At 70.6% G+C, this 25,598-nt stretch carries 25 protein-coding genes; 8 read left to right on the forward strand and 17 right to left on the reverse strand.

Annotated features, from left to right (window positions below; translation table 11 throughout):
- Positions 1–54 precede the first annotated feature (54 nt).
- A complete protein-coding gene (locus ACWC09_RS05580) occupies positions 55–870 on the forward strand; it encodes a class I SAM-dependent methyltransferase (RefSeq protein ID WP_450848789.1) in 816 nt (271 codons plus the stop codon).
- On the opposite strand, the gene ACWC09_RS05585 is transcribed toward ACWC09_RS05580, so the two are convergent.
- Entirely contained in the window at positions 863–1,495 is a 633-nt protein-coding gene (locus tag ACWC09_RS05585) for an HAD family hydrolase (protein WP_450848791.1), read from the reverse strand. The genes ACWC09_RS05580 and ACWC09_RS05585 overlap by 8 nt on opposite strands.
- Positions 1,488–2,789, reverse strand: a complete 1,302-nt coding sequence (locus ACWC09_RS05590; protein ID WP_450848793.1) for an LCP family protein — start codon at positions 2,787–2,789, stop codon at positions 1,488–1,490. The genes ACWC09_RS05585 and ACWC09_RS05590 overlap by 8 nt, the downstream gene beginning before the upstream one ends.
- Before the next feature lie 119 nt (positions 2,790–2,908).
- Between ACWC09_RS05590 and ACWC09_RS05595 the strand changes: the two genes are divergently transcribed.
- Positions 2,909–3,502: an acyl-CoA thioesterase gene (locus tag ACWC09_RS05595; RefSeq protein WP_450848795.1), complete on the forward strand. Its 594-nt coding sequence runs from the start codon at positions 2,909–2,911 to the stop codon at positions 3,500–3,502.
- 712 nt (positions 3,503–4,214) lie between these two features.
- Here ACWC09_RS05595 and ACWC09_RS05600 read toward each other — a convergent pair.
- Positions 4,215–5,372, reverse strand: coding sequence for an acyl-CoA dehydrogenase (locus ACWC09_RS05600; RefSeq protein WP_450848796.1), 1,158 nt, complete (start codon positions 5,370–5,372; stop codon positions 4,215–4,217).
- A gap of 191 nt (positions 5,373–5,563) precedes the next feature.
- On the opposite strand from ACWC09_RS05600, the gene ACWC09_RS05605 reads away from it, so the two are divergent.
- Complete coding sequence (locus ACWC09_RS05605; protein WP_450848798.1) at positions 5,564–6,907, forward strand: UDP-glucose dehydrogenase family protein; 1,344 nt, start codon at positions 5,564–5,566, stop codon at positions 6,905–6,907.
- Between the two features lie 130 nt (positions 6,908–7,037).
- On the opposite strand, the gene ACWC09_RS05610 is transcribed toward ACWC09_RS05605, so the two are convergent.
- A complete protein-coding gene (locus ACWC09_RS05610) occupies positions 7,038–7,538 on the reverse strand; it encodes a CGNR zinc finger domain-containing protein (RefSeq protein WP_450848800.1) in 501 nt (166 codons plus the stop codon).
- An 81-nt stretch (positions 7,539–7,619) separates the two neighbouring features.
- On the opposite strand from ACWC09_RS05610, the gene ACWC09_RS05615 reads away from it, so the two are divergent.
- A complete protein-coding gene (locus tag ACWC09_RS05615) occupies positions 7,620–7,979 on the forward strand; it encodes a VOC family protein (protein WP_450848802.1) in 360 nt (119 codons plus the stop codon).
- 16 nt (positions 7,980–7,995) lie between these two features.
- A complete protein-coding gene (locus ACWC09_RS05620) occupies positions 7,996–8,388 on the forward strand; it encodes a VOC family protein (protein WP_450848803.1) in 393 nt (130 codons plus the stop codon).
- 10 nt (positions 8,389–8,398) lie between these two features.
- On the opposite strand, the gene ACWC09_RS05625 is transcribed toward ACWC09_RS05620, so the two are convergent.
- The 4 genes from ACWC09_RS05625 to ACWC09_RS05640 all read right to left on the reverse strand — a co-directional run bounded on the left by ACWC09_RS05625 (position 8,399) and on the right by ACWC09_RS05640 (position 12,672).
- The gene (locus tag ACWC09_RS05625; protein ID WP_450848805.1) at positions 8,399–9,514 is read right to left on the reverse strand and encodes a dipeptidase; all 1,116 of its coding nucleotides are present in this window, start codon (positions 9,512–9,514) and stop codon (positions 8,399–8,401) included.
- Between the two features lie 280 nt (positions 9,515–9,794).
- Positions 9,795–10,973: a dipeptidase gene (locus tag ACWC09_RS05630; RefSeq protein ID WP_450848806.1), complete on the reverse strand. Its 1,179-nt coding sequence runs from the start codon at positions 10,971–10,973 to the stop codon at positions 9,795–9,797.
- 5 nt (positions 10,974–10,978) lie between these two features.
- Positions 10,979–11,515 carry a 5-(carboxyamino)imidazole ribonucleotide mutase gene (purE, locus tag ACWC09_RS05635; protein WP_450848808.1) on the reverse strand — a complete coding sequence of 179 codons (537 nt, stop codon included), beginning with the start codon at positions 11,513–11,515 and terminating at the stop codon, positions 10,979–10,981.
- Positions 11,512–12,672, reverse strand: a complete 1,161-nt coding sequence (locus ACWC09_RS05640) for a 5-(carboxyamino)imidazole ribonucleotide synthase (protein ID WP_450848810.1) — start codon at positions 12,670–12,672, stop codon at positions 11,512–11,514. Before ACWC09_RS05640 ends, purE begins: the two co-directional genes overlap by 4 nt.
- 230 nt (positions 12,673–12,902) lie before the next feature.
- Between ACWC09_RS05640 and ACWC09_RS05645 the strand changes: the two genes are divergently transcribed.
- On the forward strand, positions 12,903–13,409 hold the full coding sequence (locus tag ACWC09_RS05645) for a GtrA family protein (RefSeq protein WP_450848812.1): 507 nt from the start codon (positions 12,903–12,905) through the stop codon (positions 13,407–13,409).
- A gap of 37 nt (positions 13,410–13,446) precedes the next feature.
- Here ACWC09_RS05645 and ACWC09_RS05650 read toward each other — a convergent pair whose 3' ends face one another.
- Both ACWC09_RS05650 and ACWC09_RS05655 read right to left on the reverse strand, forming a co-directional pair.
- On the reverse strand, positions 13,447–14,727 hold the full coding sequence (locus tag ACWC09_RS05650; RefSeq protein ID WP_450848814.1) for an ATP-binding protein: 1,281 nt from the start codon (positions 14,725–14,727) through the stop codon (positions 13,447–13,449).
- Between the two features lie 123 nt (positions 14,728–14,850).
- Positions 14,851–15,528, reverse strand: a complete 678-nt coding sequence (locus tag ACWC09_RS05655) for a response regulator transcription factor (RefSeq protein WP_450848816.1) — start codon at positions 15,526–15,528, stop codon at positions 14,851–14,853.
- A gap of 298 nt (positions 15,529–15,826) precedes the next feature.
- Here ACWC09_RS05655 and ACWC09_RS05660 point away from each other — a divergent pair, with 298 nt between their 5' ends.
- Positions 15,827–17,323, forward strand: a complete 1,497-nt coding sequence (locus ACWC09_RS05660; RefSeq protein ID WP_450848818.1) for an oligopeptide:H+ symporter — start codon at positions 15,827–15,829, stop codon at positions 17,321–17,323.
- A 58-nt stretch (positions 17,324–17,381) separates the two neighbouring features.
- Here the strand turns inward: ACWC09_RS05660 and ACWC09_RS05665 are convergent, their stop codons facing one another.
- From ACWC09_RS05665 to ACWC09_RS05695, 7 genes are all read right to left on the reverse strand, one after another.
- Positions 17,382–18,620 (reverse strand): hypothetical protein, encoded by a 1,239-nt coding sequence (locus ACWC09_RS05665; RefSeq protein WP_450849121.1) that lies wholly within the window; start codon positions 18,618–18,620, stop codon positions 17,382–17,384.
- Positions 18,621–18,682: 62 nt separating this feature from the next.
- Positions 18,683–19,771: a hypothetical protein gene (locus tag ACWC09_RS05670; protein ID WP_450848820.1), complete on the reverse strand. Its 1,089-nt coding sequence runs from the start codon at positions 19,769–19,771 to the stop codon at positions 18,683–18,685.
- Positions 19,768–20,604: a hypothetical protein gene (locus tag ACWC09_RS05675; RefSeq protein ID WP_450848821.1), complete on the reverse strand. Its 837-nt coding sequence runs from the start codon at positions 20,602–20,604 to the stop codon at positions 19,768–19,770. The genes ACWC09_RS05670 and ACWC09_RS05675 overlap by 4 nt, the downstream gene beginning before the upstream one ends.
- 53 nt (positions 20,605–20,657) lie before the next feature.
- Positions 20,658–21,350, reverse strand: a complete 693-nt coding sequence (locus tag ACWC09_RS05680; RefSeq protein ID WP_450848823.1) for an LPXTG cell wall anchor domain-containing protein — start codon at positions 21,348–21,350, stop codon at positions 20,658–20,660.
- A 207-nt stretch (positions 21,351–21,557) separates the two neighbouring features.
- The gene (serS, locus tag ACWC09_RS05685; protein ID WP_450848825.1) at positions 21,558–22,829 is read right to left on the reverse strand and encodes a serine--tRNA ligase; all 1,272 of its coding nucleotides are present in this window, start codon (positions 22,827–22,829) and stop codon (positions 21,558–21,560) included.
- 286 nt (positions 22,830–23,115) lie between these two features.
- On the reverse strand, positions 23,116–23,667 hold the full coding sequence (locus ACWC09_RS05690; protein ID WP_450848827.1) for an ATP-binding protein: 552 nt from the start codon (positions 23,665–23,667) through the stop codon (positions 23,116–23,118).
- 221 nt (positions 23,668–23,888) lie between these two features.
- Positions 23,889–24,266, reverse strand: a complete 378-nt coding sequence (locus ACWC09_RS05695; RefSeq protein ID WP_450848828.1) for an STAS domain-containing protein — start codon at positions 24,264–24,266, stop codon at positions 23,889–23,891.
- A gap of 238 nt (positions 24,267–24,504) precedes the next feature.
- Between ACWC09_RS05695 and ACWC09_RS05700 the strand changes: the two genes are divergently transcribed.
- Complete coding sequence (locus tag ACWC09_RS05700; protein WP_450848830.1) at positions 24,505–25,440, forward strand: RNA polymerase sigma factor SigF; 936 nt, start codon at positions 24,505–24,507, stop codon at positions 25,438–25,440.
- Positions 25,441–25,598 lie beyond the last annotated feature (158 nt).

A 25,598-nucleotide genomic window follows, 5' to 3' on the forward strand; every position in this document is an offset into this window, starting at 1 on the left:
AGGGCACCCGCGTCGGCGGGTGCCCTCGGCCGTGCGGTGGGGCAGGCTGACCCCGTGATCGACACGACGGAGGCCTTCGACGCGGCCGAGCGGGAGATGTGGGGCGGGCGGGCCGAGGCGTACGCGGGGAGTTTCGCGCGGCTGTGTGCTCATCCGGTGGGGGCGTTGCTGGACGCCGGTGGAGTGGCGGTGGGGGCGCGGGTCCTGGATGTCGGGACCGGGACGGGGGCGGTGGCCCTCGCGGCGCTGGAGCGTGGGGCGCGGGTGGTGGGCGTCGACGCCGACGAGGGCATGGTGCGGGTGGCTCGGGGGCACGGGGTCGATGCGAGCGTCGCCGTTCTGCCCGAACTTCCTTTTCCCGGCGGCGAGTTCGATGCCGTACTCGCCAACTTCGTGCTCAACCACGTCGGTCGGCCCCGCGCCGCGCTCGCCGAGTCGCGGCGGGTGCTGCGATCGGGCGGACGGGTCGCCGTGACCGTCTGGGGTGGTGGGCCGAACGTCGGGATGGAGCTGCTGGGGCGGGCCTGCGAGGCCGCGGGGGCCGTGGCGCCGGACTATCTGCCGCGCCTCGACCCCGGCGAGGACTTCGAGCGGACCGCGGACGGGCTCGCGGGACTGCTCGCCGAGGCCGGGTTCCGGGAGGTGCGGTGCCGCGAGGTCCGCTGGGAGCACCGGGCCGGGGTGGACGAATGGTGGAGCGGGGCCGCCGCCGGGATCGGCAACGTCGGGCGGGTCGTCGGCTCGCAGAGTCCGGAGACGGTCGTACGGATCAGGCGGGAGTACGAGCGTCTCGGCACCGAACTCCTGGACGGGACAGGGAGGTTGGTGCTGCCCTGCACCGCGTTGCTCGCCTCCGGAGCCGTCAGCTGAACAGCGGCTCCAGCGCCCGCTCCAGATCCGCCGCCTCCCGGAAGCACACCGCCCGCATCCCCAGCGCGGCCGCCGCCTCCACGTTCTCCTCGCTGTCGTCGAGGAAGAGGCAACGCTCGGGAGCCACTCCGGCCAGCTCCGCGGCCAATCGGTAGATACGCGGGTCCGGCTTGGCGATGCCGACCCGTGCGCTGTTGACGACGTGGTCGGCGAGGTCGCTCAGCCCCAGGGAGTCCAGGTCGGACTCCAGCTCCAGGGCCGCGTTGGACACGAGGACCAGCGGGACACGGACGCGGGCGCGGCGGAGGAGGGAGACCACCTCGTCGTCCGCGTGGAAGGGCGACTCCAGCAGGGCCAGGGCCAGTTCGTACGCCGTCTGCGGCTCGGACACCAGCCCGGCGAGGCCCTCCGCGATCGCCTCCGCCCACTCCTGCGAGGTGATCTCGCCCAGCACCAGGGGCGTGACCGTCTCCGGTGCGAACGCCACCTTCCCGGTGGTGCCCTCCGCGATCCCGGCGACCCGCTCCAGCGCCTGCAGACGTGAGGAGTCGAAGGTCCGGATCACATGGTCGACGTCACACAGAACCGCCCCGAAGGGCGGTCTGCCGTTGTTGCCGTCAGTCACTCGACACCGTGACCTTCTGGTCGTTGTTGAGCTCGTTCACCAGCGTCTTCACCTTCGCCTTGTCCCAGACGAGGTTGCCGCCGACGGAGCCGGAGATCGGCATGTTCATCGAGGTGCCGTCACCGCCGCTGACGCCCTTCATCGCCCAGAACATGGACGCCAGGTCCCACAGGCTCATGTCCTTGTCGACGGTGAGGGAGTCCAGGCCCGCGCCCATCGTCGGGTACAGCTTGAAGGGGTTGAGGACGGTGGACGGGGTCGCCACCTGGTGCGCCAGCGCGGAGAGGAACTTCTGCTGGTTCTTGGTGCGTTGCAGGTCGCTCGCCGCGAAGGCGTGCCGGGTACGGACGAAGGCCAGCGCCTGCTCGCCGTTCAGCGTCTGCTTGCCCGCCTTGAAGTTCGCGCCCGAGTACTTGTCCTTGAAGCCCTGGTCGATGTCGATCGTCACACCGCCGACCGCGTCCACGATGTTCGCGAAACCGGCGAAGCCGATCTCGACGTAGTGGTCGATGTGCAGGCCCATGTTGGCCTCGACGGTGCGCACGAGGAGCGTCGGGCCGTCCTCCGCGTACGCGGCGTTCAGCTTCGTCTGCCGGCCCGTGGCCGGGTAGGTCTTGCCGGACGTCGACCCCTTGTACGAGGGGATGGTCACGTTCGAGTCGCGCGGCAGCGAGATCAGGGTGTCGCCGCTGTCGCCGACGTGCAGGATCATCATCGAGTCCGTGCGCTTGCCCTCGGCCGAGCCCGTGTGCAGCTTCTTCTTCTGTTCGGAGGAGAGCCCGGCGCGGCTGTCGGAGCCGACGATCAGGTAGTTCGTGCCGTCACCGGACGCCGGACGGTCGATGACCTTGGACAGGTCGACATCGCGGTGCAGCTTGCCGTCGGCCCAGAAGTACGTGCCGACGGTCGTCACGACCAGCCCGGTCACGACCACGATCGCCGTCCACTTGATACGGCGCCGCCAGTTCGGCCGCGGCCGGGCCTCACCGGGGCCACCGGAACCGCCGGGGCCACCGCCGCCGTAGACGTGGCCGGTGTTGTAGCCGCTGTCGTAGCCGTCGGCCGCGGAGTCGTGGCCGTAGCCGCCGTACCCCTGGCCGCCGTCCGCGTACGACGGCTGCTGGGGAACCCCGCCGCCGTACGGCGGGGCGGACGGGCCGGAGCCCCCGTACGCGCCCGAGGCGGGCCGGCGGACCTGCCGCATCGCACGCGCACCCTCGGGCTGTGCGTTGGCGCTGCCGCGTCCGTACCGGTTGCGGTTGTCGTCGGACCATGCCTCGGGCCAATCATTCATGGGGCCCAGTGTGCAGGCAGCGGCTGTGCCCTTTACAAGGGTCGTAGGAAAATCAGGGCACTGCTGTTGCGAACCCAACACAAAGTCCGCGAATGTCGCCTCGGCATAAGGTGGAGGCCATGACAGACCAGGCCCCGGCCACGGAATCGGACACCGCGGATATCTCCGACACCGGGGAAATCCCCGCCCCCGCCGAAATCCCCGGCAAGCCCACCTCGGCGTCCCGGACCACGCTCAGCCACATCATGACCCACAACGACACCAACCTGCTGGGCACCGTGCACGGTGGTGTGATCATGAAGCTGGTCGACGACGCGGCGGGCGCCGTGGCCGGCCGGCACAGCGGCGGGCCCGCGGTCACCGCGTCCATGGACGAGATGGCGTTCCTGGAGCCGGTCCGCGTCGGCGACCTGGTGCATGTGAAGGCGCAGGTCAACTGGACCGGCCGCACCTCCATGGAGGTCGGTGTCCGGGTCCTGGCCGAGCGCTGGAACGAGTCCACCCCGCCCACCCAGGTCGGCTCCGCGTACCTGGTCTTCGCGGCCGTGGACTCCGACGGCAAGCCCCGCCGGGTACCGCCGGTCCTCCCGGAGACGGAGAAGGACAGGCGCCGCTACCAGGAGGCGCAGATCCGCCGCACCCACCGGCTGGCCCGCCGCCGGGCGATCGTGGAACTGCGGGAGAGGCGGGCGGCGGAGGGCCTGGACGACTGAGAGCCTGGGCCCTATCCCACCCTCAGGGTGATGTCGTCCAGCGCGAAGTCGGTCGCCGCATCCTTCGACGTCACGGTGAAGGCGAGCGTCACCGTCCTCCCGGCGTACGCGGACAGGTCGACGCTGTGCCGCTGGTAGTCGGCGGACGCGTCGCGGTTGGAGTGGGTGGCCGGGAGAGTCGGCCGCGTTGGGGTTGTCGTACGCGTCGACCACCGCCACCGTCCGGCCCGTTCCGGCCGTGCCCGAGGGCAGTTGGTAGGCGCTCTGCAGATCGGCGGGACCGTAGCCGAAGGGCGTGTCGTCGGCGGCCGCCCGTGCCGCCTTGCCCTTCCCCGCCGGCCTCGTCCGGACCAGGGCGAGACAGGAGAAGCGGCCGGACTCCGGGGCCGGGCACACCCGCGCCGACCCAGGGTCCTGCGACCCGGCCGCCGCCGAGGCCCCCTGCGGCGACAACGCCGCCGTGACCAGCACCAGTACGGACAACACAACCGTGCGCACTCCGCGTGCCATGGGTGCCCCCCTCGACCCAGGATGTCATGCGCATTTCAGTACAAGGGGGTTCACGACGGAACCCGCCCGACGACCCCGCCCAGGCACCGAAGACCGCTTCAATGGGGGTGAACGCATGGGGGGTGAACGTACGACAACAGCCCCCGGCGCGACGCCGGCGGCTGTTGTCGTACGTGGAACAGCTTCTGAACCGCACAACCCGCTACGGAAGGTTCCTTGCCATCACGATCCGCTGCACCTGGTTCGTGCCCTCATAGATCTGGGTGATCTTGGCGTCGCGCATCATGCGCTCCACCGGGTAGTCACGGGTGTAGCCGTACCCGCCGAGCAGCTGCACCGCGTCCGTCGTGACCTCCATCGCCACGTCCGACGCGAAGCACTTCGCGGCCGCGCCCTGGAAGGTCAGGTCGCTGTCGCCGCGCTCCGAGGCGGCCGCGGCCTGGTAGGTGAGGGCGCGGGCGGCGGCGATCTTCATGGCCATGTCGGCGAGCATGAACTGGATGCCCTGGAAGTCGGCGATCGGCTTGCCGAACTGCTTGCGCTCCTGGACGTAGCCCTTGGCGTAGTCGAGGGCGCCCTGCGCGACACCGAGGGCCTGGGCGGCGATGGTGATGCGGGTGTGGTCGAGGGTCTTCATCGCCGTGGCGAAGCCGGTGCCCTCCTCGCCGATCATGCGGTCGGCCGGGATACGGACGCTGTCGAAGTAGACCTCACGGGTCGGGGAACCCTTGATGCCGAGCTTCTTCTCGGGGGCGCCGAAGGAGACGCCCTCGTCCGACTTCTCGACGACGAAGGCCGAGATGCCCTTCGAGCGCTTGCTGGGGTCGGTGACGGCCATCACCGTGTAGTACTCGCTCACGCCCGCGTTGGTGATCCAGCGCTTCACGCCGTTCAGGACGTAGTGGTCGCCGTCGCGGACCGCCTTCGTCGTCATGCCGGCCGCGTCCGAGCCCGCCTCCGGCTCGGAGAGGCAGTACGAGAACATCGCGTCGCCCTTGGCGAGCGGGGTCAGGTACTTCTTCTTCAGGTCCTCGGAGCCCGAGAGGATCACCGGCAGGGAGCCGAGCTTGTTCACGGCCGGGATCAGGGAGGACGAGACGCAGACGCGCGCCACCTCCTCGATCACGATCACCGTGGCGAGCGCGTCGGCGCCCCCGCCGCCGTACTCCTCGGGGACATGGACGGCCGCCAGGTCGTTCGCGACCAGCGCCTCCAGGGCCTCCTGCGGGAAACGGGCCTCCTCGTCCACCGCGGCGGCGTACGGCGCGATCTTCGCCTCGGCCAGTGAACGGATCGCGTCACGGAGCATGTCGTGCTCCTCGGACGGGCGGTACAGGTCGAAGTCAGCCGATCCGGCCAAGGTCTCTCACGCTCCAACAAACGCTGCGATTACCGACGCTAATTACCGTTAAGTAACTCAAATTTTAAGGGGCGGCTCACGGGAGGGGTACGTGAGCTTGGCGACAGCGGGAAAGTGCCCCGCGAAGGCCCTCCGTACGCCCCGGATATGCTCGGGCAGCGCAGCGCACTCCGTACCCGTCTGGAGCATCCATGAGCCTCAAGATCACCGTGATCGGCACCGGCTACCTCGGCGCCACCCACGCCGCCGCCATGGCCGAGCTGGGCTTCGAGGTGCTCGCTCTGGACGTGGTGGCCGAGAAGATCGAGAAGCTTCGGCGGGGCGAGGCCCCGATGTTCGAGCCCGGCCTCGACGAGCTCCTGCGCAAGCACGTCGCCGGGATCGAGGGGTCCACCGGACGGCTCCGCTTCACCATGGACTTCGCCGAGGTCGGGGCCTTCGGCGACGTCCACTTCCTGTGCATCAACACCCCGCAGAAGCACGGCGAGTACGCCTGCGACATGTCGTACGTCGACTCCGCCTTCGCCTCCCTCGCCCCGCATCTGACCGGGCCCGCCCTGGTCGTCGGCAAGTCGACGGTCCCGGTGGGTTCCGCCGACCGGCTCGCCCGCTACCTGGCCGAGAACGCCCCCGCCGGCGAGGACGCCGAGCTGGCCTGGAACCCGGAGTTCCTGCGCGAGGGGTTCGCCGTCGACGACACCCTGCACCCGGACCGGATCGTGGCCGGCGTACGCAGCGAGCGGGCCGAGAAGCTGCTGCGCGAGGTGTATGCCACACCTGTCTCCGAGGGGACGCCGTTCGTCGTCACCGACTTCCCGACCGCCGAGCTGGTGAAGACGTCCGCGAACTCCTTCCTCGCCACCAAGATCTCCTTCATCAACGCGATGGCCGAGATGTGCGAGGCCTCCGGCGGCGATGTCGCCAAGCTCGCCGAGGCGATCGGGTACGACGACCGGATCGGGACGAAGTTCCTGCGGGCCGGGATCGGGTTCGGGGGCGGCTGCCTGCCCAAGGACATCCGGGCGTTCATGGCGCGGGCCGGTGAGCTCGGCGCCGACCAGGCGCTGACCTTCCTGCGCGAGATCGACTCGATCAACATGCGTCAGCGCGGGCAGATGGTGGAGCTGGCCCGGCAGATACTGGGCGGCGGGCCGTTCCTCGGCAAGCGGGTCGCGGTGCTCGGCGCCACCTTCAAGCCCGACTCGGACGACGTCCGGGACTCCCCCGCGCTGAACGTCGCCGGGCAGATCCACCTCCAGGGCGGCCAGGTCACCGTCTACGACCCGAAGGGCATGGACAACGCCCGCAAGGTCTTCCCCACGCTCGGCTACGCCGACACCGCGCTGGAGGCGGTACGGGGCGCCGATGTCGTCCTGCACCTCACCGAGTGGCGGGAGTTCCGCGAGCTGGACCCGGCGGCGCTCGGCGAGGTCACGGCGGCCCGGGTGATCCTCGACGGGCGCAACGCGCTGGACCCGGCGCTGTGGCGCAAGGCGGGCTGGACGTACCGGGCGATGGGCCGCCCTACAGCGTGAGAGAGCCGTAGGGGCGCGCCCCGTAGGCGACGGAACGATTGAAGGGGGACGCCGGTTCGGCCGAGGCTCAGTCGGCCGAACCGGCGTCTTGTTGCATTCTGCACCACCAGCCTGTGCGGCGGCCGGGGAACTACTTGGCTCGGTACCGGCGCATCTTGGCGCGCGCCCCGCACACCTGCATCGAGCACCAGCGCCCGCGTCCGGCCGGGCTGCGGTCGTAGTACGCCCAGTGGCAGGTGTCGGCCTCGCAGGCCTTGAGCCGCTGCCAGGTACCGGCGACCAGGGCCTCGGCCACGGCGGCGGCGATACGGGAGTGCAGGGGCCGTACGTCGGCGGGGGCGAGGGCGGCCGAGCCGTCCGCCGCGTCGACCATCAGCAGCAGGGGCGCCCGCACCAGCAGCTCGCCCAGCGGGGTCACCTCGTGGTGCGGTCGGTGGCCGGCGTGGGCCAGCAGGGCCGCGCGCAGCGACTCGCGCAGCTCGCGGGCGTCCGGGACCTCGTCGTCGGTGAGCCCGAAGCGGGCCCGGCCGTCCTCGGTGTCCAGCGCGTCGGCGCCGGACTCGATGTCCAGGGTGTTCACCAGGGACTCGACCAGAGCCAGGCTCCCCGGCGCGGCCGATCTCTCACTCATGCTTGCGACGTTACCTCCTGTGCGGCAGCATGCAGTAACCGTTACTGGTTGACCTCATCTACAGGTAACACAGGAGGAGTCATGGCTCTCGCCACGTTGGGTGTCGTCGTCCTGGACTGTCCCGACCCGGGCGCGCTCGCCGGTTTCTACGCCGAGGTGCTCGGCGGCACCGTCGAGGGAGAGGGGGACTGGGTGGACCTGAAGGTGCCCGGCGGACCGTCGCTGGCCTTCCAGGGCTCCCCTGACTTCGTGGCCCCGCGGTGGCCCGCACCCGACCACTCGCAGCAGTTCCACCTGGACCTGACCGTGGAGAACCTGGACGCTGCGGAGGCGGGCGTGCTGGCGCTGGGCGCGAAGCCGCTGGACGCCGAGGACCGCTCGCGCGGCTGGCGTGTGTACGCGGATCCGGCGGGGCACCCGTTCTGTCTCTGCGCCTGCTGAACCAGGAGGGCCCGCCGTGGCTGTGGCACGTTTCCGTTCGGTAGTGATCGACTGCCCGGACCCACGGGCGCTCGCCGGGTTCTACGCGGCGATCGTGGGCGGCACGCCCCAGGTCCAGGAGGAGGACTGGGTGGTCCTGGAGGCGCCCGGGGTGCCACGGCTGGCCTTCAACCTGGAGCCGGGCTTCCAGCCCCCGGCGTGGCCGCGCGAGGGCGGGAACGCGCAGCAGTTCCATCTCGATCTGGACGCCGGGTCCACCTGGGAGGAGGTCGACGCGGCGGAGAAGAGGGTGCTGGAGCTGGGTGCCCGGCTGCTGAGGCGGGAGGCCGACCCGGTGGAGGAGGACTTCCGGGTGTTCGCCGACCCGGCGGGACATCCGTTCTGCCTCTGCCGGATCGACCACCCGTAGAGCGCCGTCGCTAGCCGTCCAGGTCGGCGATCTTCGCCGTCGACGGCGCGCGGCGCTGCCGGGCGGCGCGGGCCGTGAAGTCGGCGGTGCGCAGGACGCGTTGGACGTTGCCCCAGGTGAGCAGGGCGATGTCGGGTTCGTTCCAGCCGCGGTGCAGGAGCTCGGCGATCAGATGCGGGTAGCAGGAGGCGTCGGCGAGGTCCTGGGGATGGGCGGTGCCGGCGTCGTACGTACCCGAAAGGCCCACGCACTCCGGCCCCGCCACCTCACGCACATGGTCGAGATGGTCGGCGACGTCCCGCACCGAAGGCCCGGTCTGCTCGGCGGTCAGCGGCACCATGCACAGGCCCTTGGCGGCACCCAGCTCTGCGAGCAGGTCGTCGGGGAGGTTGGCGGGGTGGGGGCGCAGGGCGCGGGCGGCGGAGCGGGTGAACAGGACCGGCGACTTGGACACCGCGAAGGCGCGGCGGATCGTGCCGGCGGAGGCGCCGGAGAGGTCGGCGAGCACGCCGAGCCGGTTCATCTCGCGGACCACCTCCTCACCGAAGCGGGTGAGGCCGGCCTCGCTGGCCCAGGAGGCGCCGGTGAGGGTGAGGGCGCGCAGGCCGAGGGAGTGCAGGGAGCGCAGGATGCCGAGGGAGTCGCCGAGGGCGGCGGCACCGGCGGGCCCGAGCAGCACGGCCACGCGCCCGCAGTGGCACGCGTCGGTGACCTGCCCGGCGGCGTACGTCAGCCGCAGCCCCTCGGGGTGGGCCTGCACGACGGTCTTCACGAGGTCCAGCTGCTCCAGGGTCGCCCCCACCGCCCGGTCCCCCGCCAGCCCCTCGGGCAGATGCAACGACCAGAGCAACGCCCCGACATGCCCCTCCCGCATCCGCGGCACATCGGTGTCCACGGCACTCTCGCCGAGCTCCAGGTCGTACCAGGGCAGATGCCGCAGGGCCCACGGCAGCCCGCTGTAGCCGTCGGCGACGGGGTGCGCGGCGAGGATGGCGTGCGCCCGTTCCAGGGGCGCGGTGTCCGGGTCGGAGACGGGCGTGTAGGGCTCGGCCTCGAAAGGATCCGGGAGGCCGTCGAACTCGCCGACCTCCGTCGTCGTGTTCAGTTCGTCCTGGAGGTCGGCCATGGCGGGCTCCGTACGTCGTGATCGGCGGCGAGATCAGCAGTACGGTCACGGTCGCACGGAGCGGGCACGGCTTCGCGGTGGGTGGGGCGTTCGGGGGTCGGCCGGTTCAGTGACCGCGGGCGGCCCGTCCAGGGCCGCCCCGGCGAGCACGGTCAACGGCGTCCACGCCGATCCGGAGGCGGAGTGGTACCGGCGGATCCGCGCGGACCGGCCCGGCACCCCGGTGCCTGATGTACGTGGGCGGGGCGGACGGCTGCACCGACCACCCCGCCCTCGACGGTCAGCCGTCCAGTGACTCGATCGTCGCGTTGGACGGCGCGCGGGTCGCCTGAAGCTCCCGGGCCACGTCCTCCGCCGCGCCCAGCACCCGTACCGAGTTCTGCCAGGTCAGCTTGGCCAGGTCGGTCCGGGACCAGCCGCGGTCGAGGAGTTCGGCGATCAGGTTCGGGTAGCCGGAGACGTCGCCGAGGCCGTCGGGGGTGAAGGCCGTGCCGTCGTAGTCGCCGCCGATGCCGAGGTGGTCGATACCGGCGACCTCGCGCATGTGGTCGAGGTGGTCGGCGACCGTCGCGACCGTGGCGACGGGGCGCGGGGTGCGTTCCTCGAAGGCGCGGTGGACCTTCATCGCCTCGGGGGTCGTGTCGAGGTGGTGCAGGCCGTGGGCGCGCATGTTCTCGTCGGCCGCGGCCGTCCAGTCGACCGCCGCCTGGAGCACGAACTTCGGTACGAACGTCACCATCGCGACGCCGCCGTTGCCCGGCAGGCGCTCCAGGACGTCGTCCGGGATGTTGCGAGGATGGTCGCAGACGGCCCTGCTCGACGAGTGGGAGAAGATCACCGGCGCGGAGGTCGCGTCCAGCGCGTCCCGCATCGTCGTCGCCGCCACGTGCGAGAGGTCGACCAGCATGCCGAGCCGGTTCATCTCCCGCACGACCTCACGGCCGAAGGCGGTGAGTCCCCCGACGTTCGGCTTGTCGGTCGCCGAGTCCGCCCAGTCGATGTTGTCGTTGTGGGTGAGCGTCATGTAGCGCACGCCGAGCGCGTACAACCCCCGCAGCGTGCCGAGGGAGTTGGCGATGGAGTGGCCGCCCTCCGCACCCATCAGCGACGCGATACGGCCGTCCCGCCGTGCCGACTCCATGTCGGCGGCGGTGCGCGCGGGCGCCAGGTCCGCCGGGTACCGCGCCAGCAACTGCCGTACGCAGTCGATCTGTTCGAGCGTCGCGGGCACCGCGTCGGGCAGATCGGAACGCACATACACCGACCAGTACTGCGCGCCCACCCCGCCCTCGCGCAGGCGCGGGATGTCGGTGTGCAGATGCGCGTTCTGGTGTACGGCGATGTCGCGCGCGTCGAGGTCGTAGCGGACCTGCTCGCGCAGCGCCCACGGCAGGTCGTTGTGACCGTCGACGACCGGGAACTCGGCGAGGAGCTCCCGGGCTTCCCCCAGGGAGGTCATCCGTGTCACTTCCCGAAGCCGAAGCCGCCGCCGTTGCCCTCGACCTTGGTGCGCAGGCGCTTGCCCTTCTCGGTGGCCTGGTCGTTCAGTTCCTGCTGGAAGTCGCGCATGCGGGAGAGGAGCTCGTCGTCCTGGGTGGCCAGGATGCGGGCCGCGAGGAGGCCGGCGTTGCGGGCGCCCGCGACGGACACGGTCGCGACCGGCACACCCGCCGGCATCTGCACGATCGACAGGAGGGAGTCCATGCCGTCGAGGTACTTCAGGGGGACGGGGACGCCGATCACCGGCAGCGGGGTGACGGAAGCGAGCATGCCCGGGAGGTGGGCGGCGCCGCCCGCGCCGGCGATGATCACCTTCAGGCCCCGGTCGGCCGCCTGCTCGCCGTACGCGATCATCTCGCGCGGCATGCGGTGCGCGGAGACGACGTCGACCTCGTAGTCGATCTCGAACTCGTCGAGGGCCTGGGCGGCGGCCTCCATGACGGGCCAGTCGGAGTCCGACCCCATGACGATGCCCACGACGGGGCCGGCAGCGGTACTCATTCGGTGATCGTGCCTCTCAGGTAGCCGGCTGCGTGACGTGCGCGCTCGAGGACGTCGTCCAGGTCGTCGCCGTAGGTGTTGACGTGGCCCACCTTGCGGCCGGGCTTCACGTCCTTGCCGTACATGTGGATCTTCAGCTGGGGGTCGCGGGCCATGCAGTGCAGGTACGCGGAGTACATGTCCGGGTAGTCGCCGCCGAGGACGTTGACCATGACGGTCCACTTCGCGCGGGGGCGCGGGTCGCCGAGCGGGAGGTCGAGGACCGCCCGGACGTGGTTGGCGAACTGGGAGGTGATCGCGCCGTCCTGGGTCCAGTGGCCCGAGTTGTGCGGGCGCATCGCCAGCTCGTTGACGAGGATGCGGCCGTCGCGGGTCTGGAACAGCTCGACGGCGAGGTGGCCGACGACGCCGAGTTCCTTGGCGATGGTCAGGGCCATCTCCTCGGCCTTGAGGGCAAGGGTCTCGTCGAGGTCGGGCGCGGGGGCGATCACGGTGTCGCAGACGCCGTTGACCTGCTGCGACTCGACGACCGGGTAGGCCACCGCCTGGCCGTGCGGCGACCGTACGACGTCGGCGGCGAGCTCGCGGACGTAGTCGACCTTCTCCTCGGCGAGGACGGGGACGCCGGCGCGGAAGGGGTCCTGGGCCTCCTCGACGGAGTCGACGACCCACACGCCCTTGCCGTCGTAGCCGCCGCGGACGGTCTTGAGGACGACCGGGAAGCCGTCTCCCTCGGCGCCCTCGGGAAGGCCTTCCGCCGCGAAGGCGGCCACGTCCGCCGGGTCGCTCACGATCCGGTGCCGGGGGCACGGGATGCCGATCGCGTCGAGCTTCGCGCGCATCACGCCCTTGTCCTGGGCGTGCACCAGCGCGTCGGGGCCGGGGCGCACGGGGATACCGTCCGCCTCCAGGGCCCTGAGGTGCTCGGTGGGGACGTGTTCGTGATCGAAGGTGATCACGTCACAGCCCTGCGCGAACGCACGCAGCGTGTCGAGGTCGCGGTAGTCGCCTACGACGACATCGCTGACGACCTGCGCCGCGGAGTCCTGAGGGGTGTCACTGAGGAGCTTGAACCTGATGCCGAGCGGGATGCCTGCCTCGTGTGTCATACGAGCGAGCTGGCCTCCGCCGACCATGCCGACTACGGGGAACGTCACGCCCCTAGGGTATCGGCCGCGCCGCGGCGACCGATTTCCGGCCGTTCCCGGGTGCTCTTACTCGGCTCTTCCCGGACCTTTCCCTCATCCGCGCCTGTCTTTCCATGCTCTTCCCAACCTGTTCCCTATGCGTGAGCCCATCCGGAGGCGTTTGTGAAGGAGGGATGGTTAGCATGATTGAGTTGGCGAAAACGACGACGAAACCTACCCGGACGGGGGCCTTCACAACCATGGGACACAGTTCCTCGGGGCTTCGAAGGCTCTGGCGCGAGATCGCCAAGTTCGGCGCGGTCGGTGCGCTCGGCACCATCGTGAACTTCGGCGTCTCCAACCTGCTGTGGCATCTCACCAGCCTGCAGGCGGTGCGTGCCAACGTCATCGCGACGGTCGTGGCGATCGGCGTCAACTATCTGGGCTTCCGGTACTTCACGTACCGCGACCGCGACAAGAGCGCCCGCACCAAGGAGCTGACGCTGTTCCTGGCGTTCAGCGCGGTGGGGCTCGTGATCGAGAACGGCGTTCTGTACGCCGCGATCTACGGCTTCGGGTGGGACAGCTCGATCGAGCGGAACGTGTTCAAGGTCGTCGGCATCGGACTCGGCACGCTCTTCCGGTTCTGGTCCTACCGCACCTGGGTCTTCAAGACCCTGCCCGCCCGTGAGGCGGTGGCCGGCGCCGAGTCCTTCCTGGAGAAGGCCGACCCGGAGCGGCCGAAGGCCACGCAGCGGGTCAGCTGAGGCACGCGGAGTGAGCTGAGGCCCACCTCCCGGCCCCTCACCGGACCGTCGGCTCCTCCTCCTGCTGGGGCCTCTTCAGTGGGGGTGTGCGCGAGAGGAACAGGCCGAAGACCGGAGGCTGGGTCTGGAGCATCTCCAGGCGTCCGCCGTCGGCCTCCGCCAGGTCCCGGGCGACCGCCAGGCCGATGCCCGTCGAGTTGCGGCCGCTGATCGTACGCTCGAAGATCCTCGCGCCCAGGTCGGCCGGGACGCCCGGCCCCTCGTCCGTCACCTCGACGACCGCCTGGTTACCGGTGACCCGCGTCCTGAGCGCCACCGTGCCGCCGCCGTGCATGAGGGAGTTCTCGATCAGGGCCGCCAGGACCTGGGCCACCGCGCCCGGTGTGCCGACCGCCTGCAGATGGCGCTTGCCCGAGCTGACGATCGCCCGCCCCACGCCCCGGTACGCCGGCCGCCACTCCGCCAGCTGCTGCTGGATGACCTCGTCGAGGTCGAAGGAGACGGCGTTGCCGGTCCGGGGGTCGCGGGAGTTGGTCAGCAGCCGCTCCACCACGTCCGTGAGGCGCTCGACCTGGGTCAGCGCCACGTTGGCCTCCTCCTTCACCGTGTCCGGATCGTCGGTGAGGGTGATCTCCTCCAGCCGCATGGAGAGGGCCGTGAGCGGCGTACGGAGCTGGTGGGAGGCATCGGCGGCCAGCCGCCGCTCGGCGGTGAGCATACGGGCGATGCGCTCGGCCGAGGAGTCCAGGACGTCGGCCACCCGGTCCAGCTCCGGGACGCCGTACCGCTTGTGGCGGGGCCGCGGGTCGCCCGACCCCAGCCGTTCCGCCGTCTCGGCCAGATCGGTGAGCGGCGAGGCGAGCCGGTTGGCCTGACGGATCGCGAGGAGTACGGCGGCCACGACCGCGAGCAGCGCGACGAGGCCGATGACCAGCAGCGTCCGCCCGACCTCCCGGCTCACGGTCGACCGGGGCTCCTCGACGACGACCGACTCGCCCTCCTCGCCCTCGGCATGCCCCCGGATGACCTCGCCGTCCGGCTTGGCGCCGAGTTCGATGGCGGGCTGTCCCGGAATCCGCACCACGGCGTACTTCTCGCCGGTGACCTGGCCCTTCAGCACACCCGCACTGACGGCCCCGGCCCCGGCCCCGCTGAGCCGAGTGTCCACGATGCTCGCCAGCCGCTGCGCCTCGGAACTCACCCGCTCCTGGGCACTGGCGCTGATGGTCCGCGTCTCGACGATGACAAGTGAAACGCCGAAGACCGCGATCACGACCAGCACGACAGCAAGGGTGGACTGAATCAGACGACGACGCACGGGGCCCTCCGGGCAACGGTTCCTACAACGCCGCAAAGGGGCGCGGCGAACGGCGCGACCAGCCCAGGACGACCGGCAGCCGCGCACTCACCCCGGCCCCCACGGCGCAACGCGCGTAGCCGACTAACTCTTCTCGAACCGGAAACCCACACCGCGCACCGTGGCGATGTACCGAGGATTCGCCGCATCGTCACCGAGCTTCTTCCGCAGCCAGGAGATATGCATGTCGAGCGTCTTGGTCGACGACCACCACGTCGTGTCCCAGACCTCCCGCATGAGCTGGTCCCGCGTGACCACCCGCCCCGCGTCCCGCACCAGCACCCGCAGCAGGTCGAACTCCTTGGCGGTCAGCTGGAGTTCCTCCTCGCCCATCCACGCCCGGTGCGACTCCACGTCGATCCGCACGCCGTGCGTGGCCGGCGGCTGGGCCGGCTCCGCGGCGCCGCGCCGCAGCAGCGCCCGCACCCGGGCGAGCAGTTCGGCGAGACGGAACGGCTTGGTGACGTAGTCGTCGGCGCCCGCGTCGAGACCGACGACGGTGTCCACCTCGTCGGCGCGCGCGGTCAGGATGAGGATCGGCACGGTGTGGCCTTCGGCGCGCAGCCGGCGGGCGACCTCGAGGCCGTCCATACCGGGCAGACCGAGGTCCAGCACGACCAGGTCGATGCCGCCGGCGTTTCCGGCGTCGAGTGCGGTGGGGCCGTCCTCGCGCACCTCGACCTCGTAACCTTCCCGGCGCAAAGCGCGGGCCAGCGGCTCCGAGATGGACGCGTCGTCCTCGGCGAGCAGTACACGGGTCATGAGGTGATGGTAGTCCGCTCCCGACACGTGCTGTGGTGTGATCGGCTCCAGTGATTCTTACCTTCGCCTGCGCGGAAAGGAACCTGTGTATCTACGGTGTGATCTTGGCTTAGACCTTGGAAAGGGGGTGTACGGTTCCTTCGACACCTGTGATTCAGGTCTCAAGTCCTTCCTTTTCCGGCACTGCTCTGCCGTATGGTGAAAAAACAACGCCTGTAGCACTGCGGGGACCTTTGGCGAACATCGACGCTGAAGGTCTCTTTTGTGTGCGGTACACCCCCACCAGCAAGGATCGACCATGGCGTCCAGCCTGACGAAGGACTCGGTGACTCCGGGCACCCCCGGTTCCGACAGGACCTTCTTCGGCCACCCTCGCGGACTGGCCACCCTCTTCATGACCGAGATGTGGGAGCGCTTCTCCTACTACGGCATGAAGGCCCTGCTCCCGCTGTACCTGGTGGCCCCGGGCGGCCTGCACCTGAGCGCGGCGACCGCGACCGCGATCTACTCGGTGTACCTGTCGCTCGTGTACCTGCTCGCCCTCCCGGGCGGCTGGTTCGCGGACCGGGTCCTCGGCCCCCGCAAGACCGTCGCCGTCGCCGGCGCGGTCATCATGCTCGGCCACCTCACCCTGGCCCTGCCGAACGCCGGCACCTTCTACGCGGGCCTCGGCCTCGTCGCGATCGGCTCCGGTCTGCTCAAGGCCAACATCTCCACGATGGTCGGCCACCTCTACGACGGCCCGGACGACCCGCGCCGCGACGGTGGCTTCACGGTCTTCTACATCGGCATCAACCTGGGCGCGTTCGCCGCACCCCTGGTCATCGGCACCATCGGTGAGAACGTCAACTGGCACCTCGGCTTCGCGCTCGCCGCGCTCGGCATGGCGCTGGGGCTCGCCCAGTTCCTGCTCGGCAGCCGTCACCTCGACAGCAAGTCGGACCTCGTCCCGACCCCGCTGTCCGCCGAGGAGAAGGCCAGGACCCTGCGCAAGTCGGCCTTCTGGGCCGCCGTCGCCGTCGTCTTCTACGCCGTCGTCGGCTTCTCTGGGCACTACACCCTGAACTGGCTGCTGGTCCCGATCACGATCGCCGGTCTGGTCATCCCGGTGATGGTCATCGCCCGTATCAAGCGGGACAAGGAACTGAACCGGGCCGAGCAGTCGAAGATGTCCGCGTACATCTGGTTCTTCGTGGCCGCGGCCGTGTTCTGGATGATCTACGACCAGGGCGGCTCCACGGTCTCGCTGTTCGCCGACTCCTCCGCGGACAACACGATCCTCGGCTGGGAGTTCCCGGTCTCCTGGTACCAGTCGGTCAACCCGGTCATGATCATGGCGTTCGCGCCGCTCTTCGCCTGGGCGTGGCTGGCGCTGGCCCGTCGGGGCAAGGAGCCGAGCACGGCCGTGAAGTTCGCGATGGGCCTGGTCATGATCGGCGCGTCGTTCTTCCTCTTCCTCGCGCCGCTGGGCATCGCCGACGGCGGTCACAAGGCGGCCGCGATGTGGCTGGTCGGGATCTACTTCGTGCAGACCGTCGGTGAGCTGACGCTGTCGCCGGTGGGGCTGTCGGTCACGACGAAGATGGCGCCCGCCAAGTACGCCTCGCAGATGATGGGCGTGTGGTTCCTCGCGGTCACCGCGGGTGACGCGACGACCGGGCTGCTGGCCATCGCCGGGGTCGATCTGAACAAGACCGGGATCGTGGCACTGCAGGCGGTGCTGGCGGTGATCGCCGGTGCGGCTGTGTGGATGTACCGGAACAAGGTGAAGGAGCTCATGGGAGACGTTCACTGACGCTCCCGAACTCCACGGAGGGCCACCCCGTCTTCAGAGAGGGGGTGGCCCTTCACCATTACCTCGTACGACGTCCCGGCATGAACGTGAAGACCGCCGCGCCCAGCAGCACCGCCGTGCCCGCCACCAGGCCCAGTGCCTTCAGTGCGCCGTGGTCGTCCGAACCCGTTGCCGCCAGGCCGCCGCTCGACGACGAGGACGTACCGCCCGATGTCGATGAACCGCCGCTCGCGCCGCCCTCCTGGGCCGTGGTGTCCAGGGTCAGGGAGACCGCCGTCTTGTCCGGCTTGCAGGTGGTCGTCGTGCCGAGGGCGGAGATGGTGAGGACGCCCGGGGAGAGGGTCGAGCTGCCGTCCGCGCCCGGCTTGTAGGTGCCGGTGAGGTCGGGGATCTCTATCGGGTCGCCCGATTTGATCGCCGAGGAGTTGGTGGGGCCCTCGACGTGCACCGTGCCCTTGTCGGCGCCGCCCAGGACGACCTCCATCGAGGGCTTCACCGAGTCCTTGGGAATGTCGGCGGGGCTGTCCATCACCGACTTCTTGAACTGCACGGTGAGGTCGTAACTGCCCCCGTCCTTCTTGGCGTTGATCTGGATCGGGGAGGTCGCCTTCTTCTCGCCGATGGGTGACTGGCAGGTGTAGGGGATCTCGACTTCCTTGCCGGTGAAGGAGGTCTGGCCGGAGTCGGTCGCCGACGGACTGGCGCTCGCGGTCTCCGAGGCACTCTCGGTCGGCGTCGCGGAGGCCGAATCGGTCGGGGTCGCCGTGTCCGTGGGGGTCGTGGACGGCGACGAGGTCCCGTCTCCCGCCGCCACCTCGATCGTCGCCGCCTTCTGCACCGTCTCCGTCGGCGTGCACTTGGTGTCCGTCGACATGGCGTTGACGGTGTAGGCATCCGGCGTCAGGGTCACCTCGCCCACCGTCGTCAGCTTCAGGCTGCCCTTCATGTCGGACAGCACCATGTCGCCGCCCTTGGGGATGGCCGGGTTCTCCCGCGGGCCCTGCATCGCGATGTCGGCGGTCTGCGCGCCCGCCGCCTTCAACACCCCGGACGGCTGGACCGAGTTGGCGGGCAGGTCGATGATGTCCGGGTTCTTGGAGGCGGCCTGGACGAACTTCCACACGACGTCCACCGTGTCGCCCACCTTCGCCGTGGCCGGCGCGGTGATCTCGACCTTCGTGGTGCCGTCGACGGGGGTGATGCCCGCGGGCGGCACACAGTGCGTCGCGAACGACACCTCCGCCGCCTGTGCGGTCCCCGCGGTCAGCCCCAGCAGGGCCCCCGCACCGCCGAGCACCAGCGCGGCCCCCGCCGCGCCGAGCCTCCCGCTGCCGGCCGGTGTGACTCTCCTTCGCTTTCTCACGTGATTCCCTTCCTGGTGGGAGTCGTGGGACTCGTCGGGCTGTCGTCGTGCGGTGCGGAGAGCCGACCGGCCGTGCCCGGATCGGCGTCCGGGGTGAACCACGGCAGGGTCGCGGTGGAGGGGGGTGCGGCATGGGCACCCGGTTTCCGGTCGCCGAACTTCGGCAGACGCAGGGCGAGTTCGGGCAGCCGCAGGCCGCGATGGCGCAGGCCGCCCGCCTTGCGGGGCCGTATCCGGTCCACGATCGCCATTCCGGCACGGAACACCGCGGCCGGTACGACGACACAGACCAGGATCCAGAACAGGGTCACGCCCCAGGGCCGGCCCACACCCCAGGGCTGCTCGGCGAGCACCTTCCCGCCGTACTTCAGCGACACGGTGTAGTCGCCGTGCGCGCCCGCGCCGAGCTCGATGGGCAGCTTGATCTGCGCCTTCCTGCCGGGGGCGAGCGTGCCGCGCCACTCCTGGTCCTCCCACTGCGGGGCGAACACGCCGTGGGAGGTGCCGACCTGGAAGACCGGGTTCTTGATCGGGGAGGTGCCGGCGTTGCCGACGGTGAAGACGAGGGTGCGCGACGGCGGGGCGCCGAACCAGGTGAGCAGGCCGCTGGAGCCGGAGAGCCGGGTGTCGGTGAGCATGGACAGCTGCCCGCCGGTGGGCTCCGCGGGCAGCGGCTCCACCGCGTGTCCGGCCACCTGGAACACCGCGTCCGCCTGCGCCTTCGCGCCCTCCACCGTCGCCACGTGCACCACGCACGGACACGGCACCGGCGGCTCGGAGACCGGCAGCTTCTTGCTGAAGGTGCCCTTGGCGTCGGTGGTGACGGCCCGACCGTCGCCGTTGGCACAGGAGTTGGTGCCGCCGATCACGCCCCGCGAGGGCGTGGCCTGTCCGCAGATCAGCAGCATCACCAGCGCGTGCGCACGCCAGCCACTGCCACTGACGACAACCGAACCGCCGGTGCCGGCCTGGGACTTGGAGACCTTGACCGAGGGCCCGGCAGCCGTCGCCGTCCCGGCCGTCAGGGGCAACAGGAGCAGCGCCAGCACGGCCAGCACCGCCGTGGTCCGCAGCTTGCCGTTCACGTCACCGCTCCCGTCAACTCGACGTCCGTGCGCGGGGGTTCGGGCGATTCGCCGTCGGGCGTACGACGCCTGCGATGTCGTACGAGAAGCAGCGCGCCCCCGGCCGCGACGGTCCCCGCGACGCCCGCCACCGCACCCCACGGCACGAATCGCGCGGACGCCCCGGCCGAGTCCTTCGCCCCGCCCGCCGCGGTCACCGTCAGCCGGACGTCGACCGCGTCCAGGGCGGGGTGGTCGTGCCAGGGCTCGGTGAGCCGGAGGCGGCGGCCCGGCGCCAGACGGACCGGCAGGGTGCGCGGGACGCGGTCCAGGACCGGGCCGAAGAGGCCGTCGGCGTGCACGGCGAGGGTCGGCACGAGCGTGGTCGTCCCTCGGTTGACCAGGTCGTAGGTGATGCGGTCGCCGTGCACCAGGACGTGCTCGACGGTCAGCGCGGACAGCGCCGCTCCGCCCACCCGCAGACGGACCGGAACCGTGGCCCGACGGCCGTCCTGGTCGCGGACCACGATCGCACCGGTCCGGTCGCTCGGCGCGCGCACGGTGAACGGGACGTCGGCACGGGTACGGGCGGGCACCTTCACCCGGCTCTCGGCGAAGGCGATGGCCACCCCACTGCCGCTCAGCCGCACGGTCACCGCCCGCCCACCCCGGTTGGTCACCGACACCGTGTCCTGCAGCACCGCCCCGGGCGCCCCCTCGGCGTAGAAGGAGGGGCGTCCGCCACCCGAGGGCGCGACGGACCAGCCACCGGCCGCGCTCGCGGCGGGAGCGGTGGCCAGCAGGGCCAGGAGAGGCAGGCCCAGGACGGCCAGGACACGAACGGGGGACGGCATCGGGGCGGCTCCAGCGGCGTGCGGGGTGCGTCGGCGGCGAGGGGCGGGCTCGGTCAGCGCCGTACGCGGGCCGTCTGGTTCCTCCGCGTGATCCACAGCGCGCCCGCCGCTCCGGCGAGGAGCACCGTGCCGCCGAGGGTGCCCAGGGCGATCGCGGAGTCGTCGGGGCCGGTCTGCGGGAGGGAGCCGCCATCGGACCCGGTGGTGCCGCTCTGGGTGCCTCCCGAGGAGCCGCCGCTCGCCGTGACGGCCAGAGTGAGCGCCGGGCCCGGGCTGTTGGACGGTGTGCAGGTGGTCGTCGTACCGAGGGCCTTGATGGTGAGGATGCCCGGCGTGAAGGTGACGCTGCCCGTCTTCTTCGGGGTGTACGTGCCCGTCAAGTCGTTGATCTTGATGGGGGTGTTGGCGGGGATCGCCGCCTGGTTGGCGGGGCCGGAGACGTTCATGGTCCCGCTGTCCGCGCCGCCCAGCTTGATGGTGGCGCTCGGGTTCATCGCGCCCTTGCCCAGTTCCACCGGGCTGGACGAGACGCCCTTCTGCCAGGACATGGTGATCTTGTATCCGCTGCCGCTCTTGACGCCCTTGATGTCGATCGGCGAGACGGCGCTCTTGTTGCCGATCGGCGTCTTGCACTGGTAGTTGACGTCGACGACCTTGGCCTCGGCCGCGGGGGCGGCGAGCAGCACCGCCGAGCCGGCCAGGGCCGCGACGGACGCGAGCGCGGCGGTTCGATTCCGGTACGACACGTTCCGCTCCCTTGACTCGTTCCTGACTCGTTTCCCTGTACTCGTTTCCCTGCGTTGTTTCCCTGCGCCGTTTCCTGACGGCACATCAGATTCGGCCGTCAAGGTACGCCCGGGGTCTTGAGGAGGGAAGAGACGGTGCGCGCCGGAGTTGTGGGGATCCGGCGCGCACGGAAGGGGGTTCGAGTGGAGAGGGTGACCCTCGGTAACTCAGGGTCGGGGCGTGCCCAGCACCTCCGGCAGCCCCCAGCGCCGCAGCACCTCGGGCACGACCACCGTCCCGTCGGCCCGCTGGTGCTGCTCCAGGATCGCGGGGAGCAGGCGGCTGGTGGCGAGGCCCGAGGCGTTGAGCGTGTGGACGTACGCGGGCTTTCCGCCGCCCTGCGGCCGGTAACGGATGCCGCCGCGCCGGGCCTGGTACTCACGCGCGTTCGAGACCGAGCTGACCTCGGTACAGGCGCCGAGGCTGGGCAGCCAGACCTCCACGTCATAGGTCTTGGCCTGGGCGGGGCTGGTGTCCTCGGCGGCGAGTCGGGTGACCTGGTAGTGCAGGCCGAGCCCGGCGACCAAGTCCTCCGCGCGGGCCAGCAGTTCGAGCTGGGCGGCCGCCGAGTCCGCCGGCCGGGCGAACTGGAACAGCTCGACCTTGTTGAACTGGTGACCGCGCAGGGTGCCCCGCTCCGCCGTCCGGTAACCGCCGCTCTCCTTGCGGTAACAGGGCGTGTAGGCCACGTACTTGAGCGGCAGCTCGCACTCGTCGAGGGTCTCGCCGCGATGCAGGTTGACCAGGGCGGTCTCGGCGGTGGGGAGGAGGAAGTGCTCGTCGTCCGTGCGGAAGACCTCGTCGGCGAACTTCGGGAACTGGCCCGCCGTATAGCCCGCTTCGTACGTCAGCAGGTGCGGCGGGAGAACGAACTCGTAACCGGCCCGGCGGTGCGCGTCGAGGAAGTGGTTGAGCAGCGCCCACTCCAGGGCGGCGCCCTCACCGCGGTAGATCCAGTAGCCGTTGCCGGCGAGGGCGGTGCCGCGTCGGTGGTCGACCAGGCCGAGGTCCTGGGCGAGGGTCACGTGGTCCTTGGGGCGGAAGGCGAACTCGGGCGGCTCTCCGACGGCCCGTACGACTTCGTTGTTCTCCTTGCCGCCGGCGACCACGTCGTCGTCCGGAAGGTTGGGCAGGGCGTCGAGGAACTCCTGGTGTTTCCCCCCGAGTTCGGCCAGCCGCGCCTCCGCCTCGGCGAGCCGGTCGGCCAGGGCCCCGGCCTCGGCCCGGAGTTCCTCGGCCGGATCCCCGGCGCGGCGCCGTACGGCGATGTCCGCCGAGATCCGCCGCCGCCCGCCGCGCAGCCGCTCCACGGCGGTGCGGGCCTCGCGGAAGGCGGTGTCCAGGGCGAGGAAGGCGGGGATGTCGGCGTCGACGGCGCGTTTGGCGAGGGCGTCGCGAACGTGGTCGGGACGGTTTCGGATGAGGGTGACGTCGAGCATGGTGCGCGCTCCGTCCGGTGCTGCCGGAGCGGCACGCCGCCCCGGGGTGGGTCCCTCGGGGCGTGGGCGAGAGGGTGCTCGCGGTGCCACCACGCCTTCACCGTCGTACGTGCGCATCACGACCGTACGACGGTCTCATTCTGGCCCGGTGACGGGGGCCGGCCGGCGGGGCATTTCCTCCCCGCACTCGGGAGTGGATTCACCGGGGCCCGCGGGCCCGGTTACTTGTCTCCGTCAGCGCGTTGCGGACGAGGGTAGGGCAGGGCCTCGGCGCGGCGAAACCGAATTACGCCGGTGCGCCCAGCTCCGCCCAGACCGTCTTGCCGGCCACCCCCGGCGTCCGTACGACCCCCCAGTCCAGACACAGGCGCTGCACGATGAACATGCCGTGGCCGCCGGGACGGCCCGCGCGGTGCGGGGTGCGCGGGGCCGGCTGGCCGGTGCCGCGGTCGGAGACCTCCAGGCGGATCACCTTGTTGTCGAGGGCGATCCACAGCTCGCTGGGGCCCTCGGCGTGCAGACAGGCGTTGGTGACCAGCTCGGAGACGACGAGCAGGACGTCCTCGGCGGCGGCCCGCTGGTCGGCCGTGGCGGCGGGCAGCCAGCCCCACGCGTACAGCGCCTGGCGGGTGAAGTCGCGGGCGAGCGGGACCACGCCGGTCGCCCCGTCGAAGTCCAGCCTGCGGGCCTGCCGCCCCCCTGACGACACGGACCGACCCGACGACGCGGCGTCCCCTTCGGACGCCCCGCCTGCGGGTGGGCCCCCCTCGGACGTCCCGGAAGCGCCGCTGGGCTCCGGGCCGCGGTCGCCCGGCGGGTAAGGCCGGGTGATGCTCATCAGCGCTTCACCTCACCGATTCACCGGTTCACGATTCAAGAGTCTGTACGTGTTTCGGCGGTAGATCCGCCAGTTGCCTGCCGACATGTTCAGGAGGTCTCCTGCCCGACCGAACCGGCAGAACACCCCCTGTTTCGGCACGGAAGGCGTGACGCCAGGAAAGTGCCGGTCACACAGGGGTCGGCGGGGCGGGACACAGAGTGCGGCCCGCCCTGCCGGGCTCAGCCGGCTTCGTCGGCCAGAGCCGCCTCGAGCGTGTCCTGGACGGTGAAGACCGCCTCCGCCCCGGTGATCTCGAAGACCCGCGCCACCACCGGAAGCATCCCGGCGAGCGTGACCCCGCCGCCGGCGGCCTCGGCCTTCAGCCGGGCACCCAGGAGCACGTTCAGCCCCGTGGAGTCGCAGAACTCCAGTCGTGCGCAGTCCACGACCAGCCGCTTGAATCCCTTGGCGAGGCAGTCCTCGAGCGGCTCGCGCAGCAGATCGGCGGTGTGGTGATCCAGCTCACCCGCCGGGGTCACGACTGCGCTGGAGCCCTCTTCCCTGACCTCCACCAGAAGCCGGCCAGACTGTGCGCTGCCGACCGTCCCGCGGTCCATGCCGCCTCTCTCTCCCGACGTCGTGGCTGCTGACGTACGCCCTCGAACACTACGCCTTCCTCACACTCTCCGACACCCGAACAACCGCCCGGAAACGGGCATATCCCCACGTAGAGCACTTGCGGCGGCGATGGGAAAGCGGGTAGGGCTAGTAGAGATACGTAACCGACACGGCCGGCTTTGGAGGCGCCGCACACCGCAGTGCACGCATGGCTTCGGCAGCCCAATGCCGAGAACGATGGAGGACATCATGTCACCCCGGCTCGACGCACCCGCACCGCGTACCCAGCAGGCGACGTCGACACCCCCTCCGGAACATCTGGATCCCATCGAGAGCAACGAAAGCTTCGAGAGCGACGGCACCGACGCCCTCGCCGGGCTTCCGGAGATCCCCCCGTACGACGAGGTGGGCCCGGTCGACGCACGAGCGCTGTCCAAGACCCTCTTCGAGCGGCTGGAGTCGCTGGAGGAAGGCACGCACGAGTACTCGTACGTCCGCAACACCCTCGTCGAGCTCAACCTGGCGCTGGTCAAGTTCGCCGCCTCCCGCTTCCGCTCGCGCAGCGAGCCGATGGAGGACATCATCCAGGTCGGCACGATAGGCCTGATCAAGGCGATCGACCGGTTCGAGCTCTCCCGGGGCGTCGAGTTCCCCACCTTCGCGATGCCGACCATCGTCGGCGAGATCAAGCGCTTCTTCCGTGACACCTCGTGGTCCGTGCGCGTACCGCGCCGGCTGCAGGAGCTGCGGCTGGACCTGGCCAAGGCCGGTGACGAACTGGCCCAGAAGCTGGACCGGGCGCCGACGGTCGCGGAGCTCGCGGAGCGGCTGAGCCTCACCAGGGACGAGGTCGTCGAGGGCATGGCCGCGTCGAACGCGTACACCGCCTCCTCGCTGGACGCCCAGCCGGAGGAGGACGACTCCGAGGGCGCGCTCGCGGACCGGATCGGGTACGAGGACCACGGCCTGGAGGGCATCGAGTACGTCGAGTCGCTCAAGCCGCTGATCGCCGAACTCCCGCCGCGGGACCGGAAGATCCTCTCCCTGCGCTTCGTCGCGGGCATGACCCAGTCGGAGATCGGCGACGAGCTCGGCATCTCACAGATGCATGTCTCACGGCTGCTGTCGCGAACACTGGTGCGGCTGCGCAAGGGGCTGACGCTGGAGGAGTGACGGCTCCTCCGGAGGCTCTTTCACCGATACGAGCGCGGATACCGGTACAGAACGGATACGAGCACCTCAGGCGGCCACTGTGACCACGCCGGTCACAGTGGCCGTTCTGGTTACCCACAGAAACCCTTTCACCAGAGGTTCGCTTCCATCACTATGGG

It is taken from the genome of Streptomyces sp. NPDC001617, assembly GCF_053596855.1.